This window comes from Arthrobacter sp. 05L44 (assembly GCF_056397605.1).
The window spans coordinates 57,183-75,677 of the sequence record NZ_JBFTNS010000004.1 but is presented as its reverse complement, the minus strand read 5'-3'; the positions used below and the strand labels follow the sequence as shown (position 1 = coordinate 75,677).

General features: G+C 69.8%; 17 protein-coding genes. 10 read left to right on the top strand and 7 right to left on the bottom strand.

Annotation, left to right across the window (positions count from 1 at the left end; genetic code table 11):
- The first annotated feature begins 116 nt into the window (after positions 1-116).
- The 4 genes from AC1DHY_RS10625 to AC1DHY_RS10610 are packed head-to-tail and all read left to right on the top strand — an operon-like array spanning position 117 to position 5,064.
- Positions 117-1,511 carry an OFA family MFS transporter gene (locus AC1DHY_RS10625; RefSeq protein ID WP_476903590.1) on the top strand — a complete coding sequence of 465 codons (1,395 nt, stop codon included), beginning with the start codon at positions 117-119 and terminating at the stop codon, positions 1,509-1,511.
- Position 1,512: 1 nt separating this feature from the next.
- Entirely contained in the window at positions 1,513-1,659 is a 147-nt protein-coding gene (locus tag AC1DHY_RS10620; RefSeq protein WP_476880597.1) for an MFS transporter small subunit, read from the top strand.
- Between the two features lie 3 nt (positions 1,660-1,662).
- Positions 1,663-3,492 carry a gamma-glutamyltransferase family protein gene (locus tag AC1DHY_RS10615; RefSeq protein WP_476903589.1) on the top strand — a complete coding sequence of 610 codons (1,830 nt, stop codon included), beginning with the start codon at positions 1,663-1,665 and terminating at the stop codon, positions 3,490-3,492.
- A gap of 48 nt (positions 3,493-3,540) precedes the next feature.
- Positions 3,541-5,064 (top strand): glycosyltransferase family 39 protein, encoded by a 1,524-nt coding sequence (locus AC1DHY_RS10610; protein ID WP_476879015.1) that lies wholly within the window; start codon positions 3,541-3,543, stop codon positions 5,062-5,064.
- 51 nt (positions 5,065-5,115) lie between these two features.
- Here the strand turns inward: AC1DHY_RS10610 and AC1DHY_RS10605 are convergent, their stop codons facing one another.
- From AC1DHY_RS10605 to AC1DHY_RS10595, 3 genes are all read right to left on the bottom strand, one after another.
- Positions 5,116-5,502 (bottom strand): DUF1622 domain-containing protein, encoded by a 387-nt coding sequence (locus tag AC1DHY_RS10605; RefSeq protein WP_476879016.1) that lies wholly within the window; start codon positions 5,500-5,502, stop codon positions 5,116-5,118.
- Between the two features lie 64 nt (positions 5,503-5,566).
- Entirely contained in the window at positions 5,567-6,487 is a 921-nt protein-coding gene (locus AC1DHY_RS10600) for an NAD-dependent epimerase/dehydratase family protein (protein ID WP_476879017.1), read from the bottom strand.
- Positions 6,488-6,529: 42 nt separating this feature from the next.
- Positions 6,530-7,435, bottom strand: coding sequence for an MSMEG_6728 family protein (locus tag AC1DHY_RS10595; RefSeq protein WP_476879018.1), 906 nt, complete (start codon positions 7,433-7,435; stop codon positions 6,530-6,532).
- Positions 7,436-7,580: 145 nt separating this feature from the next.
- On the opposite strand from AC1DHY_RS10595, the gene AC1DHY_RS10590 reads away from it, so the two are divergent.
- Positions 7,581-8,153 (top strand): hypothetical protein, encoded by a 573-nt coding sequence (locus AC1DHY_RS10590; protein WP_476879019.1) that lies wholly within the window; start codon positions 7,581-7,583, stop codon positions 8,151-8,153.
- A gap of 12 nt (positions 8,154-8,165) precedes the next feature.
- Here the strand turns inward: AC1DHY_RS10590 and uvrA are convergent, their stop codons facing one another.
- Positions 8,166-10,712 carry an excinuclease ABC subunit UvrA gene (gene uvrA, locus AC1DHY_RS10585; protein ID WP_476879020.1) on the bottom strand — a complete coding sequence of 849 codons (2,547 nt, stop codon included), beginning with the start codon at positions 10,710-10,712 and terminating at the stop codon, positions 8,166-8,168.
- 65 nt (positions 10,713-10,777) lie between these two features.
- Here uvrA and AC1DHY_RS10580 point away from each other — a divergent pair, with 65 nt between their 5' ends.
- Complete coding sequence (locus AC1DHY_RS10580; protein WP_476879021.1) at positions 10,778-11,902, top strand: adenosine deaminase; 1,125 nt, start codon at positions 10,778-10,780, stop codon at positions 11,900-11,902.
- A gap of 78 nt (positions 11,903-11,980) precedes the next feature.
- Here AC1DHY_RS10580 and AC1DHY_RS10575 read toward each other — a convergent pair whose 3' ends face one another.
- Entirely contained in the window at positions 11,981-12,955 is a 975-nt protein-coding gene (locus AC1DHY_RS10575; RefSeq protein WP_476879022.1) for an aldo/keto reductase, read from the bottom strand.
- A 245-nt stretch (positions 12,956-13,200) separates the two neighbouring features.
- Between AC1DHY_RS10575 and AC1DHY_RS10570 the strand changes: the two genes are divergently transcribed.
- Entirely contained in the window at positions 13,201-14,094 is an 894-nt protein-coding gene (locus AC1DHY_RS10570) for a pullulanase X25 domain-containing protein (RefSeq protein ID WP_476879023.1), read from the top strand.
- 392 nt (positions 14,095-14,486) lie between these two features.
- Here AC1DHY_RS10570 and AC1DHY_RS10565 read toward each other — a convergent pair whose 3' ends face one another.
- Together AC1DHY_RS10565 and AC1DHY_RS10560 are read right to left on the bottom strand one after the other, a co-directional pair.
- Positions 14,487-15,722: a mechanosensitive ion channel family protein gene (locus AC1DHY_RS10565; RefSeq protein ID WP_476903588.1), complete on the bottom strand. Its 1,236-nt coding sequence runs from the start codon at positions 15,720-15,722 to the stop codon at positions 14,487-14,489.
- A 99-nt stretch (positions 15,723-15,821) separates the two neighbouring features.
- Positions 15,822-16,112, bottom strand: a complete 291-nt coding sequence (locus tag AC1DHY_RS10560) for a YegP family protein (protein ID WP_476879025.1) — start codon at positions 16,110-16,112, stop codon at positions 15,822-15,824.
- 158 nt (positions 16,113-16,270) lie between these two features.
- Here AC1DHY_RS10560 and AC1DHY_RS10555 point away from each other — a divergent pair, with 158 nt between their 5' ends.
- From AC1DHY_RS10555 to AC1DHY_RS10545, 3 genes are all read left to right on the top strand, one after another.
- The gene (locus AC1DHY_RS10555; protein WP_476879026.1) at positions 16,271-16,588 is read left to right on the top strand and encodes an acylphosphatase; all 318 of its coding nucleotides are present in this window, start codon (positions 16,271-16,273) and stop codon (positions 16,586-16,588) included.
- 67 nt (positions 16,589-16,655) lie between these two features.
- Positions 16,656-16,991: a cupin domain-containing protein gene (locus AC1DHY_RS10550; RefSeq protein ID WP_476879027.1), complete on the top strand. Its 336-nt coding sequence runs from the start codon at positions 16,656-16,658 to the stop codon at positions 16,989-16,991.
- A gap of 68 nt (positions 16,992-17,059) precedes the next feature.
- A complete protein-coding gene (locus AC1DHY_RS10545; RefSeq protein ID WP_476903587.1) occupies positions 17,060-18,424 on the top strand; it encodes an MFS transporter in 1,365 nt (454 codons plus the stop codon).
- Positions 18,425-18,495 lie beyond the last annotated feature (71 nt).

The following is an 18,495-nucleotide window of genomic DNA, read 5'->3' as shown; positions in this document are numbered from 1 at the left end:
GTGCTACGTTTGCTGATGATCTGCCTCATGATTGCCGGAGGCAACTGAGCCACTTCTGTGGCTTTAGCCTCTAGGCAGAGGGACGACGACGTCCGCGACGAGCAAGGGGAGCACATATGGGCTGGCTGGACCGTGAACGAACTATCGCTCCGCCGGGATTCAACCGGTGGCTCGTGCCGCCCGCGGCGCTCGCGGTCCACCTCTGCATCGGCCAGGCCTACGCAACCAGCGTGTACAAGACGGCGCTGGTCAAGCACTTCGGCGCCAGCCTGACCGAAATCGGCGTGATCTTCTCCATCGCTATCGTGATGCTCGGCCTCTCCGCGGCGATCATGGGCACCTGGGTGGACAAGAAAGGCCCGCGCAAGGCCATGTTCACCTCAGCCATGTTCTGGGCCAGCGGCTTCCTGATCGGCTCGCTCGGAATCTTCACCCAGCAACTGTGGCTGGTCTACCTCGGCTACGGCGTGGTCGGCGGCATCGGCCTGGGCATCGGCTACATCTCGCCGGTATCGACCCTGATCAAGTGGTTCCCGGACCGCCCCGGCCTCGCCACGGGCATGGCCATCATGGGCTTCGGTGGCGGCGCGCTGATCGCGAGCCCGGTGTCCACCGCCCTGCTGAAGCTGTACGACCCCAACTCCGGGGCCAAGGGCTGGGTGGCCAGCGGCGATTCGGTCGGGAAGCTCTTCCTGACCCTCGCCGCCGTGTACCTCGCCTACATGCTCTTCGGCGCCTTCACCATCAAGGTGCCGGCAGAGGGCTGGAGGCCCGCGGGCTTCGATCCCGCCAAGGTCAAGGCCTCCAAACTGGTCACCACGGATAACGTCTCGGCCCGGAACGCCATCAAGACCAAACAGTTCTGGCTGGTCTGGATCGCCCTGTTCTGCAACGTCACCGCCGGCATCGGCATCCTGGAACAGGCCGCCCCGATGATCCAGGACTTCTTCCGGAAGTCCGACGGCGCGTCCCTGGTCAGTGCCGGCGTCGCCGCCGGGTTCGTGGGGCTGCTCTCCATCGGCAACATGGCCGGCCGCTTCGCGTGGTCCGCTACCTCCGACGTGACCGGCCGCAAACGGATCTACATGGTGTACCTGGGCGTCGGCGCGGTGCTCTACACGGTCCTGGCCCTGGCCGGCTCCTCCACCACCCTCCTCTACGTGGTGCTCGCGTTCTTCATCATTTCCTTCTACGGCGGCGGCTTTGCTACCGCCCCGGCCTACCTGCGCGACCTCTTCGGCACCTTCCAGGTGGGGGCCATCCACGGCCGGCTGCTGACCGCCTGGTCCGCCGCCGGCGTCGCCGGGCCGCTGATCGTGAACGCGTTCCTCGATGCCCAGGGCAAGCCCGGGCAGCTGAACGCCGCGTCCTACCAGCCGGCCCTGCTGACCATGGTGGCGCTGCTGGTCATCGGCTTCGTCGCCAACCTGCTGGTCAAGCCGGTCGACGCACGGTTCCACGAGCCGCGCCCGGACCACAAAGAGTCGCACCAACCCGCCATGGAGGCCTGAGATGAGCACAGCACCCAACACCGGCGCCCGGGGAACGGCCGTCAACGCATCCACCGGAAAGGTCGCCGTGGCCTGGGCCCTGGTCGGGGTGCCCCTGGCCTACGGGGTCTACGAGACCCTGACCCGCGTGGCGGCGCTCTTCGGCTGATTCATGACCTTCACCCCGGCTGAACAGTTCACCACCCGCCCCACCCTGCAGGGCACCTTCGGGATGAGTGCCTCCACGCACTGGCTCGCGACGGCGGCGGCCCAGGCCGTGCTGGAACGCGGCGGCAACGCGTTCGACGCCGCCACGGCCGGCGCCTTCGTGCTGCACGTCGTGGAGCCCCACCTGAATGGCCCCGGCGGGGACATGACCGGCGTCTTCGCGGCGGCCTCTGACCCAAGCACGCCCGTGGTGCTCATGGGCCAGGGACCTGCGCCCGCCGCCGCCACGGTGGACCACTACCGGGCCGAAGGACTGGACCTGGTGCCCGGTTCGGGGGCCCTCGCCGCGGCGGTGCCAGCCGCCGTCGACGCCTGGCTCCTCCTGTTGCGCGACCACGGGACCTGGGAGCTGGCGGACGTTCTGGAATTCGCGATTGGCTACGCCCGGGACGGCCACCCGCTGCTGGGCCGGGTCGTAACCACCATCGCCGCCGTGTCGGAGCTGTTCCAGGAGCACTGGCCCGCCTCCGCTGAACTGTGGATGCCCGAAGGCAGGATCCCCGCCGGCGGCGAACTGTTCCGGAACCCCGCCTACGCCCGGACGCTGGAACGGCTGATCGACGCCGGCCAGGCGGCAGGGACGGCTGGGTCGCGCGAGGCCCGGATCGATGCGGCCCGGCGGGAATGGCGCGAGGGCTTCGTGGCCCGCGCCATGGCGGAGTCGGTGCAGACCCCGCACCGGCACTCGTCCGGCACCGATCACGCCGGGGTCCTGGCGCTGGAGGATCTGGCCGGGTTCGAGGCGGGGTACGAGGCGGCTGCCACCGTCGAGTTCCGCGGGCACACCATCGCCAAGACCGGTCCCTGGGGCCAGGGCCCGGCGTTGCTGCAGACCCTGGCCATCCTCTCGGGCTTCGAGGACCGCTTCCTCGACCCGTCCACCGAGCTCGGGGCGCACACCATCCTGGAGGCCCAAAAGCTGGCGCTGGCCGACCGCGAGGCGTACTACGGGGACACGGACGTGCCGCTGGACTACCTCCTCTCCGAGGAATACTGCGCCGGGCGCCGGGCCCTGATCACGGACCGGGCGTCGCACGAATACCGGCCCGGCCAGGTGCCGGGGCTTGAGCCGTATGTGCCCGTGCTGCGGACCGAGTACACGCCGCCGGCGCTGGCACGGAGCGGCGCCGCGGGTCCCGCGGGCCTGGGCGTGGGGGAGCCGACCGTGGCACCGACCGGGGAGACCCGGGGCGACACATGCCACATCGACGTCGTCGACCGCTGGGGCAACATGGTCTCGGCCACACCGTCCGGCGGCTGGCTGCAATCCTCGCCCGCCATTCCGGAGCTCGGTTTCTGCCTTGGGACCCGCCTGCAGATGACCTGGCTAGAACCCGGCACACCGTCCACCCTCACCCCGGGCAAACGGCCCCGCACCACCCTGACGCCTACTTTGGTATTCCGGGACGGGCACGCCGTGACCGCCCTGGGCTCACCGGGCGGGGACCAGCAGGACCAGTGGCAGCTCCCGTACCTGCTGCGGACCATTGTGGGCGGCTATTCGCCGCAGCAGGCCATCGACGCACCCACGTTCCATACGACGTCGATGCCCGGCTCGTTCTGGCCCCGCACCTGGGAGCCCGGGGGCGCCGTCGTCGAGGACCGTCTGGGAGCTGACGTCATCGCCGGGCTGGAGCGCCGAGGTCACGTGGTGACCGTGGCCGGCGGGTGGACGCTGGGCCGCCTGTCCGCCGTCGTCCGCGACCCCGGGACGGGAGTGCTGCAGGCAGCGGCCAACCCGCGGGGAGCCCAGGGGTACGCCGCGGGACGGTAGGCCCGGCGGGCGCCGGATCGGCCCCGGCATCCATGCTTAGATTGTCGGGTGAAGAGAAGCAGCCGCGTCCCCATCCTCGTGGGGGTGCTGGCCTTCCTGTACACCATGGTCGGCGTATCGGTACCCAGCTTTTGGACGGACGAGGCCGCCACCGTCAGCGCCGTCAACCGGGAGTTCCCCGAGCTGTGGAGCATGCTCGGAACGGTGGACGCGGTGCACGGCGCCTACTACATCCTGATGTATGGCTGGACGAGAATATTCGGCTTCTCGGAGTTGGCCATGCGTCTGCCCAGCCTTCTCGCCGTCGCTGTCGCCGCCGGCCTGCTGATGGCCCTGTGCCGCCGGCTCGGGGGGACCGCCTACGGGATCACCGCCGCTGCGATCTTCGTCATCCTCCCGCGGGTGCAGTACGTGGCCACCGACGCCCGCTCCTACGCGCTGACGGTGTTGGGCGCCGTGCTGGCGACCTACCTCCTGGTGGTCATCCGCGAATCCCCGTCCAGGCTGCGTTGGCTCTGGTACGGCCTCACCGGCCTGGTCACTGTCAGCCTGTCCTTCTATGCCGTGCTCCTCATAGCGGCGCACGCGGTCACGCTGCTGGCAGACGAACGCCTCCGCAGGCATTGGCGTGCCCTCGCGCTGGCCTCGGTGGGGTGGCTCATCCCGGCGGGCGTGGTGGCGGCCGTCGCCTCGGGGCAGCAGTTCCAGATCGCCTGGGTGCCGCCCATCGGGGCGTCGACGACGTACGAGGTCGCCTTCGTCCAGTTCTTCAGCGACGCTTACTACTCGACCGAAAACTTCGTTTCCAGCCCGCAGCCGACGCCGGGCGAGGACTTTTCGATGTACGGACTGGCGGCCCTGGTCTGGGTCGCGGCGCTGATTGGCGCGATCCTGGCCCGGAAGACCTTCGCCGTCAAGCTGGCCGTGCCGTGGCTGGTGCTTCCGTTGGCTGCGGTCATTGCGGGATCGGTGATCACGGGGCGCGGCTACTACCTGCCGCGGTATGTTTCGTTTGAGCTGGCGGCCCTGCCGATGCTGGCGGCGGCTCCGCTCCTGGCCAGGCGGCTCGCCAGCCCGCAGGGGAAACCACCGGGCAACCCGCAGGGCGGCCGCGTCCGCAAGGTTCGGATGGCGGCGACTGCCGTGGGGCTGCTGACCGCGCTGGGGATCTCGCTGCCGTCCTACGTTGGGCAGCGCACGGAATACGGGCGCATCCAGAGTGATGACTTCCGCTTCATCGCGGACACCATCCACCGGGAGGCCCGCCCCGGGGACGCCTTTGTGATTGGAAACGACCGGGACATGGCGTTCCGTGGCTACCCGGAGGCCTTCGAGGGCCTCAATGACCCCACGATGGCGCGGACGGCCGCGGAGTGGGGACGCATCTTCGACCGGAGATACGACGTCAAAACCGCCAAAAACCGCATCCTCAAATACAACACGGTCTGGGTGGTGGAGCTAACCAGCAGGACCGGCGCGCGGCGGGCCATGGAGGTCATCGGCTACGCACCCAAGCGGCAGTTCACCGGCGTCGTGACCTCGGTGACCGAGTTCCAGCGGCGGCCGCGCTAGCCAGCACCGCCGCCGTCGGGCGCCTTCTCGAGGACGCGTCCTGGAGCAAGCTCAGCCGGTTGTCGCCGCCGGGCTGGTTGGGGGCTGTTTCTGCCAGGGCCAGCGCCCTGTGATTTCGAGCTCCAGGGAGAAGCTGAGGAACGTCCGGATCAGCACGATGATGGCAAGCACGCCCACGCTCTCGAAGGTCGGGGTGACGGCCACGGTGCGGATGATGTCGGCCGCGACCAGCAGCTCGAGGCCCAGCAGAATAGAGCGGCCCAGCAGTTGCCGGTAGGACCGGTAGATCGAGAGTGGCTCGGCGCCGGCAGGCAGTTCCTTGGGCTGGAAGCCGCGCAAGGCCATAGGCAACGACACGACGGCGCCGACCACCATGATGGCGACCCCGGCGAAGTCCATGAACCGGCCGACCGTCTCAATGATGTGCTGAAAATCCATGCTGCCCCTTGGAGGAGTTGGGTGTGAAGTCTGGTGGTGGAACGGCGGCGCGCCTCAGGGCCGGTCAGGGATGCCGTTCGCCGACGCCGGCCAGGACAGCGCGGTAGCCCTCGCGGAAACTAGGGTACTCAAAAGTGAACCCGGTGCCGCGGAGCAGGGCGTTGCTGACGCGCTTGTTCCCGCCGCGCGACGGCTCGCCGCCGCCGCCAGCCCCGCCGCCCGCCGCGCCAGCGCCGCTCTGCGACCCGTCATCCCCGGGCGCAGCACTGGCCGGCGCCGGCAGTCCGAGCTCGCCGGCCAGGAACCGCAGCACCTCGCCGAGTTCGGCGGGTTCGTTGTCCACACCCAGGTACAGGGGTGCCGGCTCCGCAGCCACGGTGCACAGGTGGACGATAGCCGCGGCGGCGTCGTCGCGGTGGATCCGGTTGGTCAGTCGGGGCCCGGCCGGCACCGTGGCGTTCCCGGCGCGCACTTGGTCGATCAGGCGCGTCCGGCCCGGGCCGTAGATCCCGCCCAGCCGGAGCGCTACGGGCGTGATCCCGGTTGCGTCGAGGCGGCTGCTGAGCAGGTCCTCGGCCTCACACAGGATGCGGCCGGAGAACCCGCCGGGATTCGGCGTCGTCGTCTCGTCCACCCAGCCGCCGCCGGCATCGCCATACACCGCCGTGGAGGACACGAAGAGCACACGCCGCACCGGCGCCCGGGACGCCGTGACGGCGTCGAGCACCCGGGCCAGGCCGTCCACATACGCCGCCCGGTACGCGTCCTCGGTGGGGGAGTCAGCCGCGACGGCAACCACGACGGCGGTGGTGTCCGCCGGGACCGGCGGCAGTTCGCCGGAACTGAGGTCCGTGGCCACACCCTGAATTTCGGCCGGCAGCTTGTGCGGCGAGCGGCGCCAGCCCACCACCTTGTGCCCGGCCGCTGCAAAGCGCAGTCCGGCCTCGGTCCCCAGATCGCCGCAACCGGCCAGCAGTACAGTCATAATGGCCAGTCTGCCAGTAATTTCAGGGCGGCGCGGGCGGGGCTAGCGTGCGGCGATCGGGAAGAAGACCCGCGGGTCCTGCAGCAGCGCCGGGTAGTCGAAGTCCGAGCGGGACAGGACCTCGGTGACCTGGAAGTTGCGGGCGAACCGGCCGTCCACGGTGATCGGACGGCCCTGGACCTCGCCCACGGCGAAGGACCGGCCGCCGTCGAACGGGACCGCGACGACGGACTTGCCGGGCAGCGTCGCGAAAGCCTCTTCCTGGGCCTGGCGCTTGCGGGAGGGCTTCTTCACCAGCGGCTTGGCCGGACGCTTGCGGGAGTTCTTCTCCGGCCGGCGCGACCCGTTGTCCGCGTACACGAACTGGTACTCCTCGTCCTCGCCCGCACCGGCCCCCTTGCCCCGCACCGGGGGCAGGCTCACCGTGTCCAGCTGCTGCGGGTCGGTGTCACCCAGCGGAAGGCGGAGGATCCACATCCGGTCACCGGCAGGATCTTCGGGGATGAGCTCGTGCTTGGGCTCGGGCCACACGTACTCCAGGTCCGGGTCCGTGCCGGGGAAGACCGAGGCGTAGAACTTGTGGTCCTTGGCCAGCAGCCGGGACCGGTGGCTCAGGTGGAAGTCCGGATTCCCCAGCCACCACGGCATCTGGATCTTGGCGGCGTAGTCCGGGTGGGCTGCCTGCGGGGCGAACTCCATGATCCGTTCCCGGGTGGTGTCCTCGCCGCCGCGCGCCGTCCACTCATCCACCATGGCCAGGCCGTACATGGTCAGGGCCGGGACGTGCCCCATCCACATCCGCACGGCCGGGTGGGACTGCCAGCCGTACTCGGGAATCACCAGCGCGCGCAGCATCTGCAGCGCCTCGACGCGCTGCTTGCCGAGCCGCGCGGGGTCAAGGGCCGCGGCGCTCTGCCGGAAATCGGGGAAGGGAAGGAAAGTCTGCATCTCTCCAGTTTGGGGCCACGGGCCCGCATCGCCAATTGCTGGGCGTCCCGGGTGAGCGTGTTCACATCGCGGATACTTACAGACAGCTCCCAGCCCGGAGATTTATTATTTACGGCAACCACCCCAGCCGCACGGAAGACCTGCCATGAACCTCGAAGCAGCGGCGCCCTTTGCGCCCAAATACGGACAAATGCTCGGCCCGGAAGCCAACGGCATCCTGGTTCTCGAAGAATTCACGCTGGACCCTGCCGAGGCCCGCAAGGAACAAACCGGCTTCCGCGCGGCCCTGGCCTCCGTGGCCCTGACCATGCGCCGGCTGCTCGCGTTCCGGCTGCTGATCGCCGTCGTCGCCATCGCGAACCTGCCGCTCTTCCTGCTCTCCAGCGGCTGGGAAATCTATGCGGTCTCGCTGACCCTGGTGGTGGCCGTCCACGCCGCCGTGTCCTGGCTGAACCGGCACGAGCCGCGCCTGCGCCAGCGCCGCCTGCTCGAACTCCACCTGCACCGCGAACGCAGCGCCAACTACCGGAAGGTCCGCGACGCCGTGAAGTACGTCATCGACACCCCCGCGCGCATGAACGAACAGCTCTACCTGGAGCTGCTGGCCGCCAAGCGCGTTGCCCTGCACCTGGCCCAGGGCACGGTGGCCCTGCTCGACACCAGTGACGACGCCGCGTGGAAGGTCCGCATCGTCCGCGAACTTCCCAAGGCTGCCTGACCGCCCTCCGGCTCAGCCCTTCAGGACCGCCCCGAGGTACGGGGCGGTCCTGCTCTTTTTGGAGCGGGCGACGACGGCGGGCTCCCCGGCGGCGATGATCTTGCCGCCGGCGTCGCCACCGGCAGGTCCCAGATCGATCACCCAGTCCGCGGCGGCCACCACATCCATCTCGTGCTCCACCGCCACCACGGTGTTCCCGGCGTCCACCAGGCGGTGGAGCTGGGCCATCAGGAGTTCGACGTCGGCCGGGTGCAGTCCCGTGGTGGGCTCGTCCAGCAGGTACAACGAGTGGCCGCGCTGGGCCCGCTGCAGCTCCGTGGCAAGTTTGATGCGCTGGGCCTCGCCGCCGGAGAGCTCGGTGGCGGGCTGGCCGAGCCGGAGGTAGCCCAGCCCCACTTCGCGGAGGGTCTGCAGCGCCCGGGCCGCGGCGGGGACGTCCGTGAGGAACTCCGCGGCGGCGTTGACCGTCATGCCGAGCACCTCGGCCACATTCTTGCCGCGGTAGCTGACTTCCAGCGTCTCCGGGTTGTAGCGCGAGCCGTTGCACTCCGGGCACGGGCCGTAGCTGCCGGGCAGGAACAGCAGCTCCACCGCCACGAAGCCCTCACCCTGGCAGGTCTCGCACCGGCCGCCGGCCACGTTGAAGGAGAAGCGTCCGGCGCTGAAACCGCGGGCCTTCGCCTCATCCGTCGCCGCGAATTCCTTCCGCACGGCGTCGAAAAGCCCGGTGTAGGTGGCCAGGTTGGACCGCGGGGTGCGGCCGATCGGCTTCTGGTCCACTTTCACCAGCCGGTCGATCTGCTCCAGGCCGGTCACCGGGCCCACGCTCAGCGGCGCGGCGGGCTCACCGGCGTCGTCCTCCGTCTCGTCGGGCGCCGCGGCGTCGGCGTCCGGGTGCAGCCAGGCGTTGGCGACCTCGGCGAGGACCTGGCTGACCAGTGTCGATTTGCCGGAGCCGGACACCCCGGTGACGGCGGTCAGGACGCCCAGCGGGAAGGTGGCGTCGAGGTCTTGCAGGTTGTGCCGGGTGATGCCCTGCAGCTCGAGCCAGCCGGCGGCCTCACGGCGGTCCCGCGCCGCTTTGCTGCCGGCCGGCCTCCCGTCCGCCGGGAACAGGTAGGGCCGGGTGACAGAGGCGTCCACCGCCGCGAGGCCGGAGACGGGGCCGCTGTAGAGGACCTCGCCGCCACCTTCACCGGCGCGCGGGCCCACGTCCACCAGCCAGTCGGCGCGGCGCACCACGTCCATGTTGTGCTCCACCACAAACACGGAGTTGCCGGAGGACTTCAGCTGGTCCAGGACGGCGAGGAGGGGTTCGGCGTCGGCCGGGTGCAGGCCGGCGGAGGGCTCGTCCAGCACGTAGATCACGCCGAAGAGGCCCGAGCGCAGCTGGGTGGCGATCCGGAGCCGCTGCATTTCGCCGGGGGAGAGCGTCGGCGTGGACCGGCCCAGCGCGAGGTAGCCCAGGCCCAGGTCCAGCAGCACCGTGATCCGCTGGAGCAGGTCACGGGTGATGGCGACGGCCACCTCGTTGGACTCGCCGGACGAGTGCTTACGGGAGGCCGTCCCCGCCGTCGTCAGTTCGGTGGTGGGGCGGATGACCGCGGCGAGCTCGGTCATCGGGACGCCGTTGAGCTCGGCGATGGTTTTCCCCGCGAAGGTCACGGCCAGGGCTTCGGGGCGCAGGCCGCTGCCGCCGCAGCGCGGGCACGGGCCTGTCTCCATGTAGCGCAGCACCTTCTCCCGCATGGTGCTGCTCTTGGAATCGGCGAGGGTGTGCAGGACGTAGCTGCGGGCACTCCAGAAGCGGCCCTTGTACGGCTTGGCCACCCGGTCGCGCTGCGGCGTGACCTCCACGACGGGCTGCTCCTCGGTGAAGAGGATCCAGTCGCGGTCCTTTTTGGGCAGCTTCCGCCAGGGGGTGTCGACGTCGTAGCCCAGGTGCGTGAGGATGTCGCGCAGGTTTTTGCCCTGCCACGCCCCGGGCCACGCGGCGATGGCGCCGTCGCGGATGCTGAGGGCGGGGTCCGGGACCAGCGAGGATTCGGTGACGGTGTGCGCGACGCCCAGGCCGTGGCACTCCGGGCAGGCGCCGGCCGCCGTGTTGGGGGAGAAGGCGTCCGAGTCCAGCGGCGCGGCGCCGTCGGGGTAGCTGCCGGCGCGGGAGAAGAGCATCCGCAGCGAGTTGGACAAGGTGGTGACCGTGCCGACGGTGGAGCGGGAGCTGGGGGTGCCGCGCCGCTGCTGGAGGGCGACGGCGGGCGGAAGGCCGGTGATCAGCTCCACCTTCGGGTTGTGGCCCTGCTGGATCAGCCGGCGGGCGTAGGGCGCCACGGATTCGAAGTAGCGGCGCTGGGCCTCGGCGTAGATGGTGCCGAACGCGAGCGAGGACTTCCCGGACCCGGACACCCCGGTGAAGGCCACGATCGCGTCGCGCGGGACGTCCACGTCCACGTTGCGCAGGTTGTTTTCCCGGGCGCCGCGGACCCGGACGAAGCCGTCCGTGGGGTGGTCCGGCGCCAGGCCGGCGGAATCGGAAGCCTGCTGATCATTGTGCATCTGTTCGACTCTATCCGTCCCGGCCCCGGGCGGCATATCCATAACGGCGGGCATATCCTTACCCAATGGAAACTTACGACGGCGGCGCCCCAGCGCCGCAGGCAGAGCAGAGAGCAGCGCCGCAGGCAGTGCAGGACGCGGAGCAGGAGACTGCGCCGCAGGTCGAGGGGATTCCGGAGTTCGCCGAGGTTCCCGGCGGGGTCCACGCGGCACTCCCGGTGGCCGAACTGCACCTGCACATCGAGGGCACCCTCGAACCGGAACTGATCTTCGCGCTCGCGGAACGCAATGGCATCACGCTGCCCTACGCGGACCTGGACGAGCTGCGGGCGCGGTACGAGTTCACGGACCTGCAGTCGTTCCTCGATCTCTACTACGCGAATATGGCCGTGCTGCAGACCGAGCAGGACTTCGCCGACATGACCCGGGCCTACCTGACCCGGGCCGCCGCCGCCGGGGTGCGGCATGCCGAGATCATGCTGGACCCGCAGGCGCACCTGACCCGCGGGGTGTCCCTGGCCACCTGCGTGAACGGTGTGGCCTCGGTGCTGGCCACCTCGCAGGAGGAGTTCGGTGTCTCCACCCTGCTGATCGCCGCGTTCCTGCGCGACCTGTCCGAGGAATCCGCGCTCGAGGTGCTGGAGCAGCTGCTCGCCATGGAGGCGCCGATCGCCGGGATCGGGCTGGACTCGGCCGAGGTGGGCAATCCGCCGTCGAAGTTTGAACGCCTCTTCGCGCGGGCCAAGGACGCCGGGCTCCGGCGGATTGCGCACGCGGGCGAGGAAGGCCCGCCGTCGTACATCATCGAGGCGCTGGACGCCCTGGACGTGGAGCGGATCGATCACGGCATCCGCTGTATGGAGGACCCGGAGCTGGTGGAGCGGTTGGTCCAGGAGCTCATGCCGCTGACCGTCTGCCCGCTCTCGAACGTCCGGCTCCGCGCCGTCGACACCCTCGCGGACCACCCCCTGCCGGGCATGCTGGCGGCCGGGCTGAACGTCAGCGTGAACTCGGACGACCCCGCCTACTTCGGCGGGTACGTGGATGACAACTTCGCGCAGCTCAAATCCGTGATCGGGCTCTCCGAGTTCGACTGTGTCCGCCTCGCAGCCAACTCCATCCGGTCCTCGTTCGCGAGCGAGGAGCGGAAGACCGAGCTGCTGGCAGAGCTGGCCGCCTCGGGCCGCTAAATCCCCCCGGGTTGCTCTATCACTTATGGCGGCTAAACCGGCCGGATAGGGACCATAAGTGATAGGGCAACGGCGGGGTCAGACGTCGATGGTGCCCATGTTCGGGTAGCGGGCGCCCGCGGCGACGCCGGCTGGGGCCAGCTCGTCGAGCCGGGCCAGGTCCTCGGCAGAGAGCTCGACGTCGACGGCGCCCAGGTTCTCGCGCAGCCGGTCGCGCTTCTTGGTCCCGGGGATCGGTACGATGTGCGCGCCCTGGGCCAGCAGCCAGGCGAGGGCCAGCTGGGCCGGGGTGCTGCCCTTCTCCGCCGCAAGCTCGGTCACGCGGTCCACGAGTTCGAGGTTGCGGGTGAAGTTCTCGCCCTGGAAGCGCGGCGAGTGGCGGCGGAAATCGTCCTCCGCGAAGTCGGATTCGCTGCGCAGCTGCCCGGTGAGGAAGCCGCGGCCCAGTGGGCTGTAAGGGACGAATCCGATGCCGAGCTCGGCTAGGACCGGGAAGATCTTGGTTTCCGGTTCGCGTTCCCACAGCGAGTATTCGGTCTGCAGGGCGCTGATGGGGTGCACGGCGTGGGCGCGGCGGACGGTGTCGGCGCTCGCTTCGGAGAGGCCCAGGTGTTTGACCTTGCCGGCCTGGACCAGCTCCGCCATGGCACCGACCGTCTCCTCGATCGGCACGGTCCTGTCCACCCGGTGCTGGTAGTAGAGGTCTATGTGGTCCACACCGAGGCGCTGCAGGCTCGCGTCACACGCTGCCCGGACGTACTCGGGTTTGCCGTTAATGCCCACCCAGGAGCCGTCTTCGCGGCGTTCGTTGCCGAACTTGGTGGCCAGTACGACGTCGTCGCGGCGCCCTGCGATCGCCCTGCCCACCAGCTGTTCGTTGGTGAACGGGCCGTACATGTCGGCGGTGTCCAGGAGGGTACCGCCGGCGTCGAGGAAGGCGTGGATCGTGGCCGTGGACTCCTGTTCGTCGCCTTTGCCGTAGAACTCGCTCATTCCCATGCAGCCCAGGCCGAGGGCGGAGACGGTGAGGGAGCCGAGGGTGCGTGTTTCCATGGGGATCTCCTGAACCAGTGGGGGAGTGCCGCGGATCAGCCCCGGGGGACGGCGGCGATCAGCCCACTCTAGTCAGCATGCTTGCCGCGGGCAACGGGTTTCCGCGCGGCGGACGCTGACCCGTACCACCGGCGCCCCGTCGCCGTCACAGTGGGTCACGACACACAAAGTTAACCCCGCCCAGTCGCGGAAGCCGCCGAACCTTGGCAAAATGCAGATGGATCAATTGCTTCTAAAGGAGACCCATGGGCGCCAACGCTGCGGAAAACACCAACCTTCGGCTCAAGGCTGTGCTTGACGTGCTGGCGGAAGGGGTCTGGTCCGGCGAGAAGCTAAACGCCGGCGCCGTCCTCGGCGAGGCGATCGCGCGGGTCCCGCTCAACGACCACGAGCGCGAACTGCTCAGCGGCGGCATTCCCCGCGGCCACAAGGCGCTCACCACGGCGACCGCGAAGCTGGTAAAGGCCGGCTGGCTGGTCAAGGGCCGCTCCGGCTGGACCATCACCGAGGACGGCCAGCGCGCGACGGTCGCCTTCGCCGATCCCGCCGCCTTCACTGCAGCGCTCGACGCCGGTACCCCGGTTCCGGCGGACACCCCGCTGCCGTCCGCCCCCGCCGGGCACACCGCACCCAAGACTGCACCCAAGGCCGGTCCGAAGGCAGTCAAGGTGGCTGAAAAGGTCGCCGAGAAGGTGGCCGACACCGCCGCCAAGCTGGTGGAGGAAGCCGTAGCCCCCGTCGCGAAGGCCGTCCGCAAGCGCAAAGCGGCCGCTAAATCTCCCGCCGAGGCCCCGGACACCGCAGCCGGGACCCAGGCAGAAACCCAGGCAGAAACGATCGTCCAGCCGGCCGCCGTCGCCGTGGCGGGCGACTTCAACGTCCTGCTGGGCGCCCCGGCCAACTGGGCGCCGCAGTATGACGAGTCGCAGATGCAGCTGGACGAGGTGGACCAGCTCTGGAAGCTCGCGGCGGAACTGCCGGCCGGCTCCTACAGCTTCAAGATCGCCATCAACCGGTCCTGGGACGAGAACTACGGCGCGTTCGGCCACTTCGACGGCGCCAACCACGAGGTCCACCACCGCGGCGGCCTGCTGGTCATCCACTACGACCACCGGACCCGCGACATCGTCATCGACTAACCACCGCCAACCGGACCACGGACCGGCCTAGAAGCGGGACGGGTCCGGGCTCGGCGGAACGGGCGACGGCGGTGCAACCGGCCCGGGGTCCGGGATCGGCAGCGGGCCGGGCGTCGGGGCAGGGCCAGGCGCCGGGGACGGCGTCGGACCGGGACCCGGGGCGGGCTCGGGCGTCGGCGGCGTGGGACCCGGATCCGGAGGGAACGGGTCGCCCGGTTGTGGTTCGGGCGTGGCCGGGCCGGGCTCGGGCGGGAACGGATCGGGCTCTGGGTGCGGGGGAATCGTCATGGCTCCGATTATCGACCCGTCACCGCGGCGAGGGAAGACCAGAGCAGGGCCGGCGGCCGGCCCAGCACGGCAACTGCCCAGTGGTGCGCCCAGGCCCTGCAACCCTAGTTCTGCGCCGCGATCGACTTATCCCGGTCCTCGAACACGTCCTCGCCAGGGCCGGCAAACGCGCGGGACCGCTGCACGGCCTCGATGGAGCCGGTGAACAACTGCGAGTCGTGCGGGTCGGAGGGCAGCCGGGCGGCGGTCTCGTCGGCGGCGGCCAGTTTGCCCGGACGCCTGGGCGCGGGCTGGCTGGAGGCCGCGGCGGACGGCAGGGATTCGAGCCGGACGTGCGGCAGCGCCGCCGGGTGCTCCTGCTGCAGGAAGAGCACCAGCTCCTCACGGATCAGGCAGCGCAGGTCAAAGAGCGAGGCGCTGTCCCCGGCGCTGACCAGGATCCGGACCCGGACAAAGCCAGCGGTTGCATCGGTGATCTGCAGGATGCCCACCCGCTCGTCCCAGAGGTCGGTCGAGGCGAGGACCTTCTTCAGCTCGGCCCGCATGGCCTCCACCGGGGCGCGCCAGTCGAGGTCGAACTCCACGGTGCCCATCACCTCGGACTGGCGCCGGGTCCAGTTCTCGAACGGGGTGGTGGTGAAGTAGGTCGAGGGCAGGATCAGCCGGCGGTCATCCCAAATGTGCACCACCACGTAGGTCAGGGTGATTTCCTCGATCCGGCCCCATTCCTTCTGGACCACCACCACGTCGTCCACGCGTATGGCGTCCGTGAAGGCGAGCTGGATGCCGGCGAAGACGTTCACCAGCGAGGTCTGGGCGGCGAGGCCGGCGACGATCGAGATCACCCCGGCGGAGGCCAGCAGCCCGGCGCCGAGCGCCTGGATGGCGGGGAAGGTCAGCATGATGCTGCCGAGGGCCACAATGGCGATCAGTGCGACGCCGATCCGCCGGGCCAGGATCACCTGGGTGCGGAGCCGCCGGGCACGCCGGTTGTCGGCCACGTCCACCCGGTAGCGGGTCAGGACCATCGTCTCGATGATCAGCAGCACGGCAATCGCCAGCCACGCCACGGACCCGATCAGGGCGATGGCCAGGCCGTGGTCCACGTTGCGGCGCCACTCGGCGTCGGCCGTGGTGGTGGCCAGCGCAATTCGCACCCCGATCAGGCAGAGCGCAAAACGCAGCGGCAGCCGCGCCATCCGGGACGTCTCGCGGAGGGCTTCCTGCTTGCGGTTGAGCCGCAGGATCACGCGGCGCACCACCCAGGAGGCGATCAGCCCGGCGGCCACGGCCAGGGCCACGGCGAGGAAGGGCATGGCGGAACTCAGAAACTCTTGCATCTTTTAAGCTCTAGCAAGCTTCGGCGGCCATTTGAAATCGGCGGAATGTCAAGGTGGGGCTGATCACGCCCGCCGTGAACCCGAAACTCCAACCGGCCCCTAGACCGCGGGCAGGTGCCTGCGGCGGTTACGGGCGTGCGGGTGGTCGGCCCCCACGGCGCCCACGGCCGAGGTCCGGCCCTGGCCGGCCCACTGCGTGGTGCGCTGGGTGGCGTGCGACTCCCGGATCAGTCCGGTGCCGGCGCATTCACGGACCGCCATGATGCCGTCGGCCGCGGAACGCTTGTCCTTGAAGGCCTTAGAGACAGCGAGAATTGTGCCGTCAGCCCCCAACAAACGAAACCGGACGTTCGATTCTGCGTCGGTGAAGATCTCGAATTGTCCTGCCATTGTCTCTGTCCTTTCAGGCGCTCCGGGCGGCGACGCGGGGTGTCCGCAGTGTGCACAATGCCGAAGGTCTCCTTCCACCCTGCCCAGCGCGGCGGAGGGATTGAAAGGGGCAAAGGTCCCGGATGCTCCCGGTCCCGGGCCGGGTCTACATTGGAGGTATGGCTGACGACGCAGAGCTCCCCGGGGCCGCGGACACCGGCACCGCCGTACGCCTCACGGCCCGTGTGCAGGGCATGGTGCAGGCGGTCGGGTTCCGCTACTTTACGGTGCGCAAGGCCGAGGAGCTGGCGCTGCGCGGCACTGTCAGGAACAACGACGACGGGACGGTCGGCGTCGTCGTTGAGGGACCGCAGGCGGTGGTGCTGGAGTTCCGCAGCTGGCTACGCTCGCCGGAGGCGCCCGGCCGGGTGGATCACGTGGACGAGCGGATCACCCGGGCCACGGGCGCCTACAGCAACTTCCGGGTGGTGTACTGACGTCCCGGCAAGGGGAGCGGGACGAAGGGCCCTCGGCAGGGACCGCCGCGGTGGGTAGCGTGGCCGCATGCAGAAGATATCGATCGAGGCCCTGGCCCGGCAGCAGGTGGCCGCGGCGCTCGCGGCCGGCAGCGGACGTGCGGCGGATACCGTCTACGGCGGTCACGAGCGGGTCCTCCGCCAGACCGTGATGGCGTTCAAGGCCGGGACCCAGCTCAGCGAGCACCAGAACCCGGGGGAGGCCACCGTTTACGTGCTCCGTGGCTGCGTCCGGCTGCAGGCCGGCGACGACTCGTGGCAAGGCAAAACCGGGGACCTGCTGATCGTCCCGGACGGGCTGCACAGCCTGGTGGCGGAGGAGGACTCGGCCATCCTGATGACGGTGGCCAAGACCAAGGGCTGACCCGGGTATTACGCCGGACCCGGGCCGCCGGTTCGGTCCCGGCCGTCGGCGTAGGACAGACTGTTGCCGTGAGCAACTCTCCCCGGACCGGTATCGCCATCGCAGGACTCAGCCTCGGCACATCATTGAACCCGCTGAACTCCTCGATGATCGCCGTCGCGCTGGTGGTGCTGCAGGCGGACTTCAAGCTCGACGTCGCCACGGTCACCTGGGTGGTCACCTCCTTCTACCTCACCTCCGCGGCCGGGCAGCCGCTGATGGGACGGCTCGCGGACCGGTTCGGCCCGCGCCGGCTGTTCCTGCTGGGGATGGCGCTGGTGGCGGCGACCTGTGCGCTGGCGCCCTTCGCGCCGAACTTCGCGCTGCTCTGCGTGGCGCGGGCGTTTATGGCCCTGGGGACCGCGACGGCGTATCCCAGCGCCGTGGTGATGGTGGCGGCGCTGGCCCGGGAGGCGAACGTGAAATCCACGCGGCCGCTGGGCCGGATCCAGATGGCGAACACCTCGGCCGCCGCCATCGGGCCTGTGGTGGGCGGCCTGCTGGTGAGCCTGGTGGGCTGGGAGGCGCTGTTCCTGATCAACGTCCCGCTGGCGCTCGCGGCCATGGTGGTGGTGCGGCGGTTCGCCCCGGCGGACGCGAAACGGGAGCACGGCCGGGTGGCGGAGCTGCTCCGCGACTCGGACCTGCCGGGCATCGGGGCCTTCATCGGCGCGCTGGTGCTGGTGATGATGGCCCTGCTGAACGTGCTGCCCGGGTTCCGGTGGTGGCTGCTCGGGGCCGGGCTGGTCCTGGCTGTGCTGTTCGCGTGGCGCGAGCTCCGCTTTAATCCGCCGTTCCTGGACCTGCGGCTGCTGGGCCGGAACCGTCCGCTGCTGCTGGTCTACCTGGGCTTCGCGCTGTTCAGCGGCATCTACTATTTCGCGTTCTTCGGCCTGCCCCAGCTGCTGCAGACCGCCGGCGGCTACGACCCCGGGATCGTGGGCCTGCTGATGCTGCCGCTCGCCGCTATCTCGGTGGTCGGCACCCCGGCCGCGGTCCGCGCGATCGACCGGTTCGGTGTCCGGCGGGTGCTGATCGCCGGCGTCGTGCTCCTGATCCTGGCCTCGGCCACCATGTGGCTGCTGACCGCGTCCCTGGCCGTCCCGCTGGTGCTGGTGATGACGGCGCTGCTGGGCGTGCCGTACTGCGTGGTCAGCATCGCCTCGAGCCAAGGCATGTACCTTTCCACCAAACTCGAGGAGCGCGGCGTCGCGGCCGGGATCTTCCAGACCTGCCGCTACCTCGGCGCGATCACCGCCACCGTGCTGATCGGCATCTTCTACGGCACCGGGGTCACGCAGGCCAACTGGGGACTGATGGTCCTGGTGATGCTCGGACTCGGCGCCGTGGTGCTGGTGATATCGCTGCTGTGGCGCGAGCGCCGGCCGGCCTAGGCGTTCCCTCCCCCCGGAGGTACGACGGCGGTGCCTCCGCCGGTGTGTCGCCCTGTGAGCGGGGCCACAAT

Excerpts from the sequence above, each read along its gene's own strand:
- AC1DHY_RS10625 (WP_476903590.1), top strand. The coding sequence starts at position 117 with ATGGGCTGGCTGGACCGTGAACGAACTATCGCTCCGCCGGGATTCAAC.
- AC1DHY_RS10620 (WP_476880597.1), top strand. The coding sequence starts at position 1,513 with ATGAGCACAGCACCCAACACCGGCGCCCGGGGAACGGCCGTCAACGCA.
- AC1DHY_RS10615 (WP_476903589.1), top strand. The coding sequence starts at position 1,663 with ATGACCTTCACCCCGGCTGAACAGTTCACCACCCGCCCCACCCTGCAG.
- AC1DHY_RS10605 (WP_476879016.1), bottom strand. The coding sequence starts at position 5,502 with ATGGATTTTCAGCACATCATTGAGACGGTCGGCCGGTTCATGGACTTC.
- AC1DHY_RS10600 (WP_476879017.1), bottom strand. The coding sequence starts at position 6,487 with ATGACTGTACTGCTGGCCGGTTGCGGCGATCTGGGGACCGAGGCCGGA.
- AC1DHY_RS10595 (WP_476879018.1), bottom strand. The coding sequence starts at position 7,435 with ATGCAGACTTTCCTTCCCTTCCCCGATTTCCGGCAGAGCGCCGCGGCC.
- AC1DHY_RS10590 (WP_476879019.1), top strand. The coding sequence starts at position 7,581 with ATGAACCTCGAAGCAGCGGCGCCCTTTGCGCCCAAATACGGACAAATG.
- uvrA (WP_476879020.1), bottom strand. The coding sequence starts at position 10,712 with ATGCACAATGATCAGCAGGCTTCCGATTCCGCCGGCCTGGCGCCGGAC.
- AC1DHY_RS10580 (WP_476879021.1), top strand. The coding sequence starts at position 10,778 with ATGGAAACTTACGACGGCGGCGCCCCAGCGCCGCAGGCAGAGCAGAGA.
- AC1DHY_RS10575 (WP_476879022.1), bottom strand. The coding sequence starts at position 12,955 with ATGGAAACACGCACCCTCGGCTCCCTCACCGTCTCCGCCCTCGGCCTG.
- AC1DHY_RS10570 (WP_476879023.1), top strand. The coding sequence starts at position 13,201 with ATGGGCGCCAACGCTGCGGAAAACACCAACCTTCGGCTCAAGGCTGTG.
- AC1DHY_RS10565 (WP_476903588.1), bottom strand. The coding sequence starts at position 15,722 with ATGCAAGAGTTTCTGAGTTCCGCCATGCCCTTCCTCGCCGTGGCCCTG.
- AC1DHY_RS10560 (WP_476879025.1), bottom strand. The coding sequence starts at position 16,112 with ATGGCAGGACAATTCGAGATCTTCACCGACGCAGAATCGAACGTCCGG.
- AC1DHY_RS10555 (WP_476879026.1), top strand. The coding sequence starts at position 16,271 with ATGGCTGACGACGCAGAGCTCCCCGGGGCCGCGGACACCGGCACCGCC.
- AC1DHY_RS10550 (WP_476879027.1), top strand. The coding sequence starts at position 16,656 with ATGCAGAAGATATCGATCGAGGCCCTGGCCCGGCAGCAGGTGGCCGCG.